We start from the raw sequence: 14503 nt of genomic DNA, 5'->3' as shown, positions 1-14503 counted from the left end.
TCTTTCATCCAGCCATTGACGGCGGACAAAGCCTATAGGGGGGTGCCCCAACGTGTTGGCGAATACCGCACATTTGTCGATAGGCTCAGTGGATCAGGCCAACACGGGAGAAGTTCGGCAGATTCTGCAGCTTGGGTTCCGGCCAGCTCATCCAGACGGCGAAGGCCTTGCCAACGATGTTCTCGTCCGGAACCATGCCCTGCATCTCGTCAGTAAGCTGGGGGTCATTCCAGTAGCGACTGTCGTTGGAGTTGTCGCGGTTGTCGCCCATCATGAAATAGTGGCCTTCCGGCACGACCCATTCGCGCGAGGGCTCGGCATGGCGTCTCGTTTCCTTGCGGATCAGATGCTCGACATCGCCGAGCTGCTCCTTGTACAGCACTGCACTGCCCAGAACCCCCGACGCCTTGCCCAGCAACTGTTCGGCAACCGGTGCTCCATTGACGAACAGGCGCTTGTCGCTGCCATAGCGGATATGGTCACCGGGCAGGCCGACCACCCGCTTGATGTAGTTGATGCTCGGATCACTCGGGTAGCGAAATACCATGACATCGCCACGCTGCGGCTCACCTACCTCGATGACCTTGGTGTCCAGCACGGGCAGGCGGATGCCATAGGCGAACTTGTTCACCAGAATGAAATCCCCCACCTCCAGGGTGGGTTTCATCGAACCCGAGGGAATCTGGAAGGGCTCCACGAGAAAGGAGCGCAGTACCAGCACTATCGCCAGGACCGGGAAGAACGACTTGCCATACTCGACCAGCAGCGGCTCCTTGTTCAGGCGATCCAGCACGCTCTGGTCGGGTTGGCCGACACTGCCCTCGTAGGAGGCAACCGCCGCCCGCCGGCGCGGCGCCAGCACGATCAGATCCAGCAGGGCCAATGCACCGCTGACCAGCACCGCCAGCACCAGCAACAGGGGGAAATTGATTGACATAGGGCTAACTATCTACCTTGAGCACAGCGAGGAAAGCTTCCTGAGGAATCTCCACACTGCCAACCTGCTTCATCCGTTTCTTGCCGGCCTTCTGCTTTTCCAGCAACTTGCGCTTGCGGGTCACATCACCGCCATAACACTTTGCCAGCACATTCTTTCTCAGCGCCTTCACCGTGGTACGCGCCACGACCTGCCCGCCGATGGCGGCCTGGATGGCCACATCGAACATCTGCCGGGGAATCAGCTCCTTCATCTTCTCAGTGAGTGCCCGCCCCTTCTGGTGGGACTTGTCGCGATGCACGATGAGCGCCAGGGCATCCACCTTGTCGCCATTGATCAGAACATCCAGCTTGACCAGATTGGCAGGCTGGAAGCGATCGAAACTGTAATCCAGCGAGGCATAGCCGCGGCTTACCGACTTCAGCCGGTCGAAGAAGTCCAGTACCACCTCGTTCATCGGCAGGTCATAACTGATCTGCACCTGGCTGCTGAGGAACTGCATGTCGCGCTGGACACCACGCTTCTCGATGCACAGGTTGATGACATTGCCCAGATGCTCCTGCGGCACCAGGATGTTGGCGCGCACGATCGGCTCGCGCATTTCGGCAATGGAGGCCAGGTCCGGCAGCTTCGACGGGTTGTCGACATACACCGTATCGCCGTTCTTCAGCAGGACCTCAAAGACCACCGTCGGTGCCGTGGTGATCAGATCCAGGTCGTATTCGCGCTCCAGGCGCTCTTGGATGATCTCCATGTGCAGCATGCCGAGGAAGCCGATGCGGAAGCCGAAACCGAGTGCATCCGAGCTTTCCGGCTCGTATTGCAGCGCGGCGTCGTTCAGCGTCAGTTTCTGCAGCGCCTCGCGGAAATCCTCGAAATCATCCGAGCTGACCGGAAACAAGCCGGCATATACCTGCGGCTTGATCCGCTGGAAGCCCGGCAGCATGTCGACGTCAGGAGTGCTGGCAAGCGTCAGGGTATCGCCTACCGGCGCGCCGTGGATGTCCTTGATACCGGCGATGATGAAGCCCACCTCGCCCGCTTTAAGATCGGGCATCTCGGTGTGCTTCGGAGTGAAGACGCCGACGCTGTCCACCTGATGGACCTTGCCGGTGGACTTCACCAGAATCTTGTCGCCCTTCCTCACCCGGCCGTGCTTGACCCGCACCAGCGAAACCACCCCCAGGTAGTTGTCGAACCAGGAGTCGATGATCAACGCTTGCAACGGCGCCTCGATCTCGCCCTCGGGAGCCGGGATGACCTGGACCAAGCGCTCCAGCACATCGAGGACGCCCATCCCGCTCTTGGCGCTGCACGGAACGGCATCACTGGCATCGATGCCGATGATGTGCTCGATCTCGTCCTTGACCCGCTCCGGCTCCGCCTGGGGCAGATCCATCTTGTTCAGCACGGGCATCACTTCCAGGCCCTGCTCGATGGCGGTATAGCAGTTGGCGACCGATTGTGCCTCCACGCCCTGACCGGCATCCACCACCAGCAAGGCGCCCTCACAGGCAGCCAAGGAGCGGCTGACTTCGTAGGTGAAATCGACATGGCCGGGAGTATCGATGAAGTTCAGCTGGTAGGTCTTGCCGTCCTGCGCCTTGTAGTGCAGGGTCACGCTGTGCGCCTTGATGGTGATCCCACGCTCGCGCTCGAGGTCCATGGAGTCCAGAACCTGAGCCTCCATTTCACGCTCGGAAAGGCCACCGCAGATTTGAATGAATCGGTCCGCCAGTGTCGACTTGCCGTGATCGATATGGGCGATGATGGAAAAATTGCGGATATGACTGAGGTCACTCACAGTTCAGCACTCGAAAAGGCTCGGGCGGACTAGCCGTCGAAAATAGCCGGGGAGTTTAACTGATCAATATTACCAACGTCACGCATTACCCTCTCTTGACAACCATGAAAAAGGGCGGTGAAACCGCCCTTTTTCATGTCCGCGAGGCTTTATTCGGCAAGCTTGAAAGTAATGAAACTGGCCCGTCCCTGACGTAGCACCCGCATGGACACCGAGCGGCTTTCCGGCAGCGCACCGGCCACCTCGGCAAAGGTCTTCGCCGAGTCGATCGCCTGATTGTTCAGGTGAGTGATCACATCGCCAGGCCGCAGGCCGATCAGGGCAGCCGGACCGTTCAGCACCTCGCGAATGACCACCCCCCCCTTGAGATCAAGGGATTTCTTCTGCTCGGGAGTCAGCTCGGTGACAGTCACCCCCAGACGATTGCTGCTCTGCTCCACACCAGCAATGCTCGGCTGAACCCCGCTTCCCTCCTCGGGTAAAGCACCCACCGTGATGGCGATGCTTTTCCGCCCCCCATCACGAACAACCTCCAGATTGGCTTTGGTGCCAGGCTTCAGCCCGCCGACCAGGTGCGGCAGATCGGCCGACATCACGATCGGATGACTATCCAGGCTGAGAATGACATCGCCGACCTGCAAGCCCCCCTTGTCCGCCGGACCGCCGTCCAGCACCTGGGCAACCAGCGCTCCCGCTGGCTTGTCCAGGCCGAAGGACTCGGCCAGATCCTTGTTGACTTCCTGAATGACCACGCCCAGCCAGCCGCGGGCAACCTTGCCAGTCGCTTTCAGCTGGTCGGCCACGCCCATGGCAACCTCGATGGGGATGGCGAAGGATAATCCCATGAACCCACCCGACCGAGTAAAGATCTGCGAATTGATACCAATCACCCGCCCTTCCAGGTCAAAGAGCGGTCCGCCAGAGTTGCCGGGATTGATTGCCACATCGGTTTGAATGAACGGCACGTAACTCTCGTTCGGCAAGCTCCGCCCTGTGGCGCTGATGATGCCGGCCGTCACCGAATGGTCGAACCCGAAGGGCGAACCGATGGCCAGAACCCACTCGCCCACTTTCAACTCATCGGTGCGACCCAGCTTGACGCTGGGGAGATTTGTGCCTTTGACCTTCAACAAGGCCACATCGGTAAGCGGATCGGCACCGACCAGCTCAGCCTCAAGCTCGCTGCGGTCAGACAGTCGAACGATGATTTCATCGGCATCGGCAACCACATGGTTATTGGTCAATACATAACCATCCGCGGAGATGATAAAACCCGACCCCAAGGAATGGGCTTCACGCTGCTGGCCATTATTCGGCGTGCGCGGGACCTGCGGAAGATTGCGCTCCAGGAACTCCCGGAAGAGCGGTGGAAGACCTTCGAGATCAGGCATGCCCTGTACCAGGGCACGCTCAGGAAGCTTCTGCCGGGTACTGATATTGACTACCGCCGGAGAGGTCGCCTCCACCAGCTCGGTGAACTCCGGCAATTGCGCCTGCGCGCACAACGACTGTCCAAGCAACAAGGCACCTGCCAGGACGGAGGCGAAGGACTTAAAACCAAATTTCGACATACTGCTCCTCCACTCAAAAAGCCGTACGCCTGGCATACGCATCCGGAACGCCAGGCAAGGCACGCAACACCACTGGCTGCAATGCCGGATCCCTCATTTGGCGTCGACTTGCACTGCGCACCACAGCCCAAACAGAGGCAAACCCCAGGAAGGCGGCAAAAATCACCAGAGGCTCCCCGAAGCCAAACCATTGGGTGACAATGGCGGAGATAAACAGACTCAGCAAGGGTAACAGGTAGACTGCAAGGGTGCTGCGCAGCAGGAAATCTTCCCGGATGCCGACCACTACGGAGTCGCCAACCTTCAGCGGCATGACCGACAAGGCGCGAATGCGCTTGCGCTGCCTTCCTGCCCCCAGCCCCTCGAGCAGCCCCTGACCACAGCCAACGCTTGCGGTACAGCCGGAGCAGGCAGTTTTGCCTAGGACCTCAATCCATACAGCCCCATGCTCGATCGCCACCACCCGGCCCTGCTCCTCGATCATCGATCAGCCTGTGCCTCACCTGCACGCATCGATAGCGCTATGCGCTCGGCCGTTCCCAAGGGGATCTCGCCAATCACAGTAACCATCATATCGCCATCTGCCGTCGACATACGCTTGGATACCGCAACGGTCGGCCCCAATTGACTGCGCGCATCCTCGACAAGAGCACCATGCAAGGGTTCGATGAACACCGAAAAGCGCGCCAAGCCATCACCGTACATCAAATAGGTAATGGTTTCACCTGAGATGGGGCTGGGCTGAGCATGCATACCGCGCAGAGTGAAACCCGGAGGCAGCCATTCGGAGCGCCAGGCTCCCGGCTCCGGCTCTGCGGCCTGCAGGATTTCGACCGGGCGGCAGGATGGTCCCGGCTCCAGCTCATCCTTGGCAAGCGTTGCAGACGTATCCAGCCGAGTGAACTGGAAACGCTCGAGCAACTGGCCTTTCTCATTCAGAAGGAGGAACTTGAGTGGAAGGGCGGTTTCGCGGTCGAGATGCAGTTCGAAACCATAGCGATACTGATCGCGCGGCAAAATAGTCAGCACCACTGCAGCACGGCCAGCGACCCTGGATTCGCCAGCCATCCGAACCTCATACCATTCGGCCAGTTTCTGCGGATCCAGCGGTCGCGGTGGCCAAGGTTCACCTTCGAACAATTGATCGGCTAAAGCGTTACTGCCACATTGCAGACGCCCGCCAACGCGCACCACTTCCACGGGTGCGCCATCCAATTTCAAGAGACGCTCTCTCGACTCCCCATCTTGGCCGGCCTGATGCCAGATGGCATGCGTGGAAAAACTGCCATTACGCTCGTAGACAAAAGTGCCTTGAAAACTTTGCTGTTTCTCCGCCTTCAGCAGGCGATTCAGCCAGTTTTGCGCGTCGGCAGCATGTACGGGCATCACCAGGCTGCCGCCGAGCAAAAGCAGAGAAAAAAAACGCATGCTCCTCCTCAGCGATTTTCCAGACTGGCCGCTCGGGCATAAGGTAAGGCACTCTCTGCCCCACTCACAGCCGACTGCTGCACATGTTGGCGAAGGTAGATCGGAAGTCTTTTTTCATGCCACTCCGACTCCTTCCCGGCTTCCTTGGCCACAGACTCCTGTGACTGCTCGGCACCCTCGGTGTATCCAGCCAAAACCGGCATTCCCTGCACCTGCGGTACCGAAAGAGACGACTGAGGCACCCGCTGGGCCACTTCGGCACCCGCCATCTCGCCTTGATTGTACAGGCGAACGCCCGCCAGCACTGCGACGGTCACCGAAGCCGCCACCGCCACGCGCCCAACGATTCCCCAGGAGAAGAATCTGGCTTTGGGAGCAGCTTCGGCAGACAAGGCAGCCGAAACCGATGCAGCAATATCCAGACGCGGCTCCAACAGCTCCTTGTGCATGGCAGCGCGCGCCAACTGATAGCGCGACCAAGCAGCCCGAAACTCGGCATCATCCTTACCGGCAGCGAGCACACGATGCAACTCCATCTCGTCCGCCTCGTCATCCATCACCGCGGATAGCGATTCATACAGGGCTTCACGACTCATGACGATACCTCTCTCGGCTGACGGCCGCAGTCTCAGGTTTCCTGCAGTAATGGCTGCAGCGCTTTATCAATCGCCTCACGCGCTCGAAAGATGCGTGAACGCACAGTTCCAACCGGACATTGCATGACGCTGGCAATATCTTCATAACTCAGGCCATCGAACTCGCGCAGCGTCAGCGCCGTACGCAAATCTTCCGGTAATTGCTGGATGGTTCGATGCACGGTGGCCTCGATTTCATCTCGCAGCAGAGAGCGCTCCGGCGACTCGATATCCTTGAGGGCATGGTCGCCCTCATAAAACTCGGCGTCGCCTGCACTCACATCACTATCTGGAGGGCGGCGCCCACGGGCCACCAGATGATTTTTCGCAGTATTGATAGCAATCCGGTACAGCCACGTATAAAAGGCGCTGTCACCGCGAAAGTTGCCAAGCGCACGATAGGCTTTTATAAAAGCCTCCTGGGCAACATCCTGAGCCTCATGGGTATCATGCACAAAACGCACGATCAAACCGAGAATCTTGTGCTGGTATTTCAGCACCAGTAAATCGAAGGCCCGCCTATCACCACGCTGCACCCGCTCGACCAATTGCTGATCTTGCTCCTGGTTTAACATGAATACACCTCGTTAAACCCTAGGGGGCATAGTATCAGGCTGCGGATCACCTTGCCTCTATTGACACGGGTATTAAGCAAAAGTTCCCCCCTCAAACGAGGCCTCCCGTAGAAAGCGAACAACTCCGAACGGATCAAGCAACCTGAACTACCCGCCATGGGAATAGTCACTCACTGGGCGAGCCTTGCTCTTCTCTGAGCTTTCACTGTCGCCAACCGGTGTGCCATCCTGTTGCAGCCGGTTTTCGACTCATGAAAGGGTGCAAAGTTCCCCTCACAGCCCTGCAGCCAAGTCGGCGATTGTGCCAAGCCCGACTTTCTTCTACCAGTCCTTGTTTTCCCGGATTTTTTCGACATGAGCCAACACTTTCAGCATGATGTCCTGATCATTGGCAGCGGTGCGGCCGGCCTGACCCTGGCGCTCAATCTGCCACCTCACCTGCGCATCGCGATTCTGAGCAAGGGAGAATTGTCCAACGGCTCGACCTTCTGGGCTCAAGGCGGCGTTGCTGCCGTGCTGGATGATACCGATACCGTCGAATCCCATGTCGAAGACACCTTGATTGCCGGTGCCGGCCTCTGCAGAAAAGAAGCCGTGCGCTTTACAGTGGAGCATAGCCGGGAAGCCATCCAGTGGCTGATCGAACAAGGCGTCCCCTTCACCCGCGAAGATCCCACGATGCGCGATGACGGTGGTTTTGCATTTCACCTGACCCGCGAAGGCGGCCACAGCCACCGGCGCATTATCCATGCCGCAGATGCCACCGGCGCCGCCATCTTCAAAACCCTGCTGGCCCAGGTACAGAAGCGGCCGAACATCGAACTGCTCGAACAACACGTTGCCATCGATCTGATTACCGAAAGCAAACTCGGCCTGCCGGGCAAGCGCTGCCTGGGAGCCTACGTGCTCAATCGCCAGAGCGGCGAAGTCGATACCTACAGCGCATGCTTTACCACCCTCGCCTGCGGCGGAGCCGCCAAGGTCTACCTTTATACCAGCAATCCCGACAGTGCCTGTGGCGATGGCATTGCCATGGCCTGGCGAGCCGGCTGCCGGGTGGGCAACCTGGAATTCAACCAGTTCCACCCCACCTGCCTGTACCATCCGCAGGCCAAGAACTTCCTGATCACCGAAGCCCTGCGCGGCGAAGGCGGACTGCTCAAGCTGCCCAATGGCGAACGCTTCATGCCACGCTTCGACTCCCGCGCCGAACTGGCCCCGCGGGATGTCGTGGCCCGCGCCATCGACCATGAAATGAAACGCCTCGGGATCGACTGTGTGTATCTGGACATCAGCCACAAACCGGCGGATTTCATCCAGTCCCACTTCCCGACCGTCTATGAGCGCTGCCTGGATTTCGGTATCGACATTACCCGCGAACCAATCCCGGTGGTACCCGCCGCCCATTACACTTGTGGCGGTGTCGTCGTCGACAATCATGGGCGGACCGACATCCCCGGCCTCTATGCCATCGGCGAAACCAGCTTCACCGGCCTGCATGGCGCCAACCGCATGGCCAGCAACTCCCTGCTCGAGTGCTTCGTCTATGCCCGCTCCGCAGCACTCGACATGCAAGAACAAATGACGGACACCAGTCTGCCGAGCAATCTGCCAAGCTGGGATGCCAGCCAGGTCACCGACTCCGATGAGGACGTGATCATCGCGCACAACTGGGACGAACTGCGACGCTTCATGTGGGACTATGTCGGCATCGTGCGCACCAGCAAACGCCTGCAGCGCGCCCAGCATCGGGTCAGGCTGCTGCTCGGCGAAATCGACGAGTTCTACAGCAACTACAAGGTCAGCCGCGACCTGATCGAGCTGCGCAACCTGGCCCTGGTTGCCGACCTAATGATTCGCTCGGCCATGCGGCGCCATGAAAGCCGCGGGCTGCACTACACCCTCGACTATCCGGACATGCAGCCCGAAGCCTGCGACACTATTCTGGTGCCGACCACCTACGCCGGCTGAACTTCAGCCGTACCCGCAATCGACGATGGATATCCCGCGCCAGTGCATCGCGCGGGATGCACACACCCCTCACCCGCCGCTCCCCGGGCAGACGAAAACGAAAAACGACCACCATTGGCAGGGCTAGACTGTCTGGCCGCAACTGCACTGGCTGCCAGCCCTTGCGCACACTCCACAGCTGCCAGCCTTCGGCAGTGCGGCGCACGCCACGGAAGGCCGTGGAATGGGACAGCAGGATCTGCCTGGGCAGGCACCAGGCCGCATGCGCCAGACACAACGAGCCGCTGAGCAGGCCCTCCCAGGAAGGTATATCAACCAGCGCCAGGGAGCCCAGGGCAAGTGCCTGGGCAATCAGATAGGCCGCCAGCAACTGCCGCGAAGGCTGCCAGTGGCACTCGAAGACATCACTTGGGTTGGACACGATCCAGGATCATGTTCACCATGCGGCGCAAATCGGGATCGCCCGGCTCTTCCCGGCGCATGAACCAGCCGAACATGTCCTGATCCTCGCAGGTCAGCAGCTTGCGGAAACGGGCCTGATCCTCGGCATCCAGCGCGGAATAGGCCTCCCTCACGAAAGGCACCAGCAGCACGTCCAGCTCCAGCATGCCGCGCCGGCTGTGCCAGTAAAGTCGGTTGAGTTCGATATCGTCGGCCATGGGATGGGTTCCTTGAAGTCGGGTAGGGATGGGCCATTACTGGCCTATCCCCCCCTAAGAACCGTGCGTGCGGCTTTCACCGCACACGGCTCAAGCCTACATGAAGCCAAAGCTTGGCCGACAACGCACGGAGTGTTGCGGGCGACTATACCACTATAAGCCGCTGTGGAGCAGTGCTACCGCTTGTCTCTGGCTGTGGACCAGTGCATGGCAGTTCGGGTGAAGCAGCACGCGATTGCTCAGGGTATCCGGCCCGCCGTCCACCCGTCTGACGACGTGGTGGTCGTGCCAACCGGTCTCCTTGCTGATCGCATGCCTACACAGGGCGCACTTGCCCTGCTGCCGCCGGAAAAGCCCGAAAATCTGTCCCCGATAACGCAGCTTGTGCTACATCCGTTGGACTCTCAGTTTCTCCCACTTCAGCTCCTGCGCCGCGTCGTAGGGCTGGTAGTCTCCCGGAAGACGCTTGTGGCGCACGATTGTGGTGTCGGCCAGCGCATATAGCCGACGGTACTTCACCTCTGTCTTGCTGTTTCTGTATGGGAACGCGAACAGCCAGTTCCGTCCGTTTATGGAGTGGAAGTATTTCTTCCGAATCCATGCCGCGGACTTCTTCGGATGCCTGCGTTTCGCCCACCTCCAGAGTCGCCAGTGGATCAGGTGATCCAGCGTACTGAAGGTTGCTTTTGCTACGACCGGGGCATGGTAGTGCGCCCATCCCCGTAGCACCGGGTTCAGTTGGCCGATCAACGCTTCCTGCGTCAGGGTGCCGCTGCCTTTGACGATCTCCCGCATCTTCCGATAGAACGCCGAGATGTTCTTCTTCGAGGGTTTGATCAGCAACTTGTCCTTTCTGTAGGGCGATTTCGGCACGTATTTCCTGAAGTTCCACCCCAGAAAATCGAAGCCCTGGTGGATATGCGTGATCTGCGTTTTCTCCCGGGATAGCTCGACCCCTCGTACCGACAGGAATTGCTCGACCCAGGGCCTGACCTCATTTTCCAGCAGCTCCTTGGAGGCTGCCGTAATCACGAAATCATCCGCATAACGCACCACCTGGACTTTCGTCCTCCCGGCTTTCTTGACGCCCAGCTTCTTCGCCAGATGGCGCTTCAACTGGGTTTCCAGGCCATTCAGGGTGGCGTTCGCCAGACAGGGAGAGATGATGCCTCCCTGTGGCGTCCCGGCTTCCGTGGCCATGATTTGTCGCCGGTCGATCACCCCGGCCCTCAACCACTTGCGCAGCACCGTCCGGTCCATGGGGACGTTCCGGCATAGCCAGTCGTGGTTGATGTTGTCAAAGAAACCTTTGATATCCCCTTCCAGAACCCATACCGGCGCCACTTCGGGTGCCAGCAGGTGGAAGAGTTCAGTCATCGCATCGGCGGTCGAGCGGTCTGGGCGGAACCCATAACTTTTCGGATCGCTGGTGCTTTCTATGACAGGCTCCAAGGCAAGCAGGTAGAGCGCCTGCATGGCCCGATCCAACATCGTCGGGATACCCAGCGGGCGTTTTCCTGCTTGCCGGGTTTCGGTATCCACACCCGCCGAAGCGGTTGCGGCCGATACCCTCTCTTTTCTGACAGACGCATCACGGCCTGGAACTTCGAGCGGGGCGTTGCCCATTTCTCTCCATCCACGCCCGGAGTCTTGCGACCCCGATTCTCCGTGACTCGCCGCACGGCCAGACAGCGGCCGTGAAACGAGTGGGTCAGCATCCGTTGCAATCGTTTAACTCTGCGCCAGTTGCCTTCCCCTGTTGCCTGCGCAATCTTCAACTGCGTCTTCCGAACGGAGGTCTGGATCTTGGCCCAGTCGAGACTGTGCCAACCCGTCACCCCGTCGAAGGACGCAGACTTGGCCGGTGTTGCTGGCTGCGTTTTCATACAGTCCTCCTCAAGGTCGCGAACTCTCGAGGCGGACTGCCCCCAAGGGGTGGAGTCCGCCCCTCGGGTCGTTTTCATGCTGGAATCAGCGGTTTCCGTTGCGCCTGTAGACCAGGTGCACGTCAGCCAGGGTTATCCCCTGCCGATACTTTTTCAACCGGTATACGACCCATTACAGGTCGCCCTTCGCTTCTTGCACCGTCCTATTCCCCACACCCCTCAGCGCCCCTTGTGGGGCGCCTGCCCGTGCCATTGCTGGCCGTTGGCGGGTGGTCGGGATTGCCACGTTCCCCGGAACGCATCGATTCCCCGTTTAGGCTCCGTCTTTCCCCCGGCAGTCGTAGTGATACCGCATCACGACCTTCTACCGTGACAACCAACTGCTTTGCCGTTTTGGCTGGGGCCAATAATTGCCGTAGGCCCGTCAATGCTTACGAGGGTTCAGTCGACGATTCACATGCGTTAGCCATGCGGGTTGGGTCACTAGCCCCCCTGTGCCCGTGCAATTCGGACACATCGCACGCTCCGTTACCGGATTGCGCTTCTCTGACGAGAGGGGACATTGTCGATCGGGCTTCACACCCCGGGGTTGGCCCCCGACGCATGCCGATTTAGTGAACTGGCGGGTACACGCCAGGCTCGGTACTCCCTGAACCAGCAGAGCTGAGCAATGCGATCCGGAGCTGTCGCTCCGTGCTTGGATAAAAACACCTCCGGCGTCTCACGACGGGGGCGAGGGCCAAAACAGCCGAGTCGCTCCGAAGGTGAATTCTGCCCCGGAGGGCGTAATTCACCCTCGGGGGCTCTCGAAATATTTTGAAACAATCCGAGCGACTCGGATCGTTCTTTTTCAGACGCCTAGATCAAGTTTTGATCGTTTCCGACCAAATCTTGAGACGCATTTTTCCCGTCAGACGGGGGACATGCCTCCCCGCAGGCGGGTCTTTTAGTCTGGGCAAGCCAGGTGTTTTTTTAGGCTTATTCGGGCTTCAACTTCTTGAATATCAAGAAGCTAGGTGCCACAGGGAGCTACCCCAACCAAGCACGACACGAACATACGTGTCGCACAGAAGGCTGCATTATAGCGGCGTCGCAACGCGACGACACCGCTGACAAGGCATGGACCGGTCTCTATGATGACAGCCATTCTTTATCAACTGCAGTGACGATCATGGCTGATTCCGCTTTCTTCTGTCCGCTGGCTCACGAAGGTGTGCTTGCCGTTCGCGGCCCGGATGCCGATAAATTTCTTCAGGGACAGGTGACCTGCAACCTCAATTACCTGAAGGATGGCAGCTCCAGTCTCGGCGCCCGCTGCACACCGAAGGGGCGCATGGTGTCGAGCTTTCGCCTCCTCCCCGACCGGGACGGCTTTCTCCTGGCCATGGCCAGCGAACTGATCGAGCCACAGCAGACCGAGCTGAAGAAGTTCGCGGCCTTCTCCAAGTCCCAACTGAGCGATGAAAGCGGTGCCTGGAGCCGCTTCGGTCTCATGGGCGGCGATGCCGCCCTCGTCCGCCTGGGCCTGGATCTCCCCCGGGAGGCCGGCCGGGTCGTCCGCAACGGGGAACTCATCGCCATCCGCCTGGAGGGCGAGCGCGCCGAGCTCTGGGCGCCGGCAGAGCAGACTGAGACACTGCGCGCCCGACTGGCCAGCCACTTGCCCGAAGCCCCGCTGGAGCACTGGCTGCTGGCGCAGATCCGCGCCGGGGTCGGCCAGGTCTTCGGTGCGACCCGCGAGCTGTTCATTCCGCAGATGATCAACCTGCAGGCGGTTGGCGGAGTGAGCTTTAAGAAGGGCTGCTACAGTGGCCAGGAAATCGTTGCGCGCATGCAGTACCTGGGCAAGCTCAAGCGCCGTCTCTATCGGTTGGCGCTGGAGGGCGACGAAGCACCGGCGCCCGCCACCGAGCTGTTCTCCCCGGTGCACCGCACCAGTGTCGGCGAAGTGGTTCTGGCCGTCCCGGCGGAAAAGGGTGTCGAACTGCTCGCCGTGCTGCAGGAAGATGCCGTCGAGGATGGCCGCATCACCTTGGGCGCCCCCGAGGGTCCCGCCCTGCACCTGCTTGACCTTCCCTACGAGCTGAACCACGAGTTGGAAACCCAACGCTAGGGCGGCTCCGCGCTCAGGGCTCCTCCGGCAGGCGCCAGTCGATCGGCGACAGGCCATGCTGCTCGAGAAACTGGTTGGCATGGCTGAAATGGCCATTGCCGATGAAGCCGCGATGGGCCGACAACGGCGAGGGATGCGCCGAGCAGAGGATCAAGTGCTTGCCCGGATCGATCAGACGCCGCTTGCTCTGCGCATGGGCACCCCAGAGCATGAACACCACATGCTCCCGCCGCTGACTGATCACCTCGATCACCCGATCGGTGAAGCGCTGCCAGCCCATGCTGGCATGCGACCCGGCATTGCCCCGCTCCACCGTCAGCGAGGTGTTGAGCAACAGCACGCCCTGCTCGGCCCAGCGCTGCAGATGACCATGCTTCGGCATGTCGATGTTCAGATCGCGCTTGAGCTCCTTGAAGATGTTCTGCAGCGACGGCGGCACCGGCACGCCCGGCTGCACCGAGAAGCACAGGCCATGGGCCTGGCCAGGGCCATGGTAGGGGTCCTGGCCGATGATCACCACCTTGACCCGGTCCAGGGGCGTCGAGTCGAGCGCATTGAAGATCAGTGCTCCCGGTGGATAGATCTCCTTGCCGGCAGCCTTTTCCCGCCGCAGGAAATCGCCCAGCTCCTGCATATAGGGCTTTTCGAACTCGTCATGGAGCGCTTCCTTCCAGGAAGCCTCCAGCTTGATACGCTCCTCGGCGCTGCCCATTCCTTTCCCTCTCGCAAATGACTGCGGCACGCTAGAGAAGCCCTGCCGCCAAGTCAAGGGCATGGGCTTGCCATGAAAACTCTCCCCAATGCCGCTATAACAACATAAGAGCCCCATCCATCTCAGCCACTGGAAAACCTGTTCAGCCGGCCAAGAGCGCCGATGCCCAACCTCTCGGTAGCGGTGCTACAACAACGATAGGCGCGGGTAGT

The 14503-nt window shown here is 59.9% G+C and carries 12 protein-coding genes and 1 pseudogene; 2 read left to right on the top strand and 11 right to left on the bottom strand.

Going from position 1 to position 14503, the window contains the following annotated elements:
- Positions 1–85: 85 nt before the first annotated feature.
- From lepB to rpoE, 7 genes are all read right to left on the bottom strand, one after another.
- Positions 86–937, bottom strand: coding sequence for a signal peptidase I (lepB, locus tag ACG10_RS05645; RefSeq protein WP_089167466.1), 852 nt, complete (start codon positions 935–937; stop codon positions 86–88).
- A gap of 4 nt (positions 938–941) precedes the next feature.
- Positions 942–2741 carry a translation elongation factor 4 gene (gene lepA, locus ACG10_RS05640; protein WP_089167465.1) on the bottom strand — a complete coding sequence of 600 codons (1800 nt, stop codon included), beginning with the start codon at positions 2739–2741 and terminating at the stop codon, positions 942–944.
- A gap of 149 nt (positions 2742–2890) precedes the next feature.
- A complete protein-coding gene (locus ACG10_RS05635; protein ID WP_089167464.1) occupies positions 2891–4312 on the bottom strand; it encodes a DegQ family serine endoprotease in 1422 nt (473 codons plus the stop codon).
- A 13-nt stretch (positions 4313–4325) separates the two neighbouring features.
- Entirely contained in the window at positions 4326–4796 is a 471-nt protein-coding gene (locus ACG10_RS05630) for a SoxR reducing system RseC family protein (RefSeq protein ID WP_089167463.1), read from the bottom strand.
- A complete protein-coding gene (locus tag ACG10_RS05625; RefSeq protein WP_089167462.1) occupies positions 4793–5740 on the bottom strand; it encodes a MucB/RseB C-terminal domain-containing protein in 948 nt (315 codons plus the stop codon). Before ACG10_RS05625 ends, ACG10_RS05630 begins: the two co-directional genes overlap by 4 nt.
- Before the next feature lie 8 nt (positions 5741–5748).
- Positions 5749–6336 carry an RseA family anti-sigma factor gene (locus ACG10_RS05620; protein WP_089167461.1) on the bottom strand — a complete coding sequence of 196 codons (588 nt, stop codon included), beginning with the start codon at positions 6334–6336 and terminating at the stop codon, positions 5749–5751.
- 32 nt (positions 6337–6368) lie between these two features.
- On the bottom strand, positions 6369–6950 hold the full coding sequence (gene rpoE / locus ACG10_RS05615; protein WP_082045477.1) for an RNA polymerase sigma factor RpoE: 582 nt from the start codon (positions 6948–6950) through the stop codon (positions 6369–6371).
- Between the two features lie 354 nt (positions 6951–7304).
- Here rpoE and nadB point away from each other — a divergent pair, with 354 nt between their 5' ends.
- Positions 7305–8921, top strand: coding sequence for an L-aspartate oxidase (gene nadB / locus ACG10_RS05610; RefSeq protein ID WP_089167460.1), 1617 nt, complete (start codon positions 7305–7307; stop codon positions 8919–8921).
- On the opposite strand, the gene ACG10_RS05605 is transcribed toward nadB, so the two are convergent.
- The 3 genes and pseudogenes from ACG10_RS05605 to ltrA all read right to left on the bottom strand — a co-directional run bounded on the left by ACG10_RS05605 (position 8890) and on the right by ltrA (position 11466).
- On the bottom strand, positions 8890–9342 hold the full coding sequence (locus ACG10_RS05605) for a protein YgfX (protein WP_089167459.1): 453 nt from the start codon (positions 9340–9342) through the stop codon (positions 8890–8892). The two genes, nadB and ACG10_RS05605, sit on opposite strands and share 32 nt — an antisense overlap.
- Complete coding sequence (locus ACG10_RS05600) at positions 9326–9580, bottom strand: FAD assembly factor SdhE (protein ID WP_039805553.1); 255 nt, start codon at positions 9578–9580, stop codon at positions 9326–9328. The genes ACG10_RS05605 and ACG10_RS05600 overlap by 17 nt, the downstream gene beginning before the upstream one ends.
- A 153-nt stretch (positions 9581–9733) precedes the next feature.
- Positions 9734–11466 (bottom strand): annotated as a pseudogene (ltrA, locus tag ACG10_RS05595) (group II intron reverse transcriptase/maturase).
- A 1171-nt stretch (positions 11467–12637) separates the two neighbouring features.
- On the opposite strand from ltrA, the gene ygfZ reads away from it, so the two are divergent.
- Positions 12638–13579, top strand: a complete 942-nt coding sequence (gene ygfZ / locus ACG10_RS05590) for a CAF17-like 4Fe-4S cluster assembly/insertion protein YgfZ (protein WP_089167458.1) — start codon at positions 12638–12640, stop codon at positions 13577–13579.
- A gap of 13 nt (positions 13580–13592) precedes the next feature.
- Here ygfZ and ung read toward each other — a convergent pair whose 3' ends face one another.
- Positions 13593–14291 (bottom strand): uracil-DNA glycosylase, encoded by a 699-nt coding sequence (gene ung, locus ACG10_RS05585; protein WP_089167457.1) that lies wholly within the window; start codon positions 14289–14291, stop codon positions 13593–13595.
- Between the last annotated feature and the right edge of the window lie 212 nt (positions 14292–14503).

This window comes from Azotobacter chroococcum (assembly GCF_002220155.1).
GTDB lineage: Bacteria > Pseudomonadota > Gammaproteobacteria > Pseudomonadales > Pseudomonadaceae > Azotobacter > Azotobacter chroococcum.
This window is presented reverse-complemented; position numbering and strand designations above follow the sequence as displayed.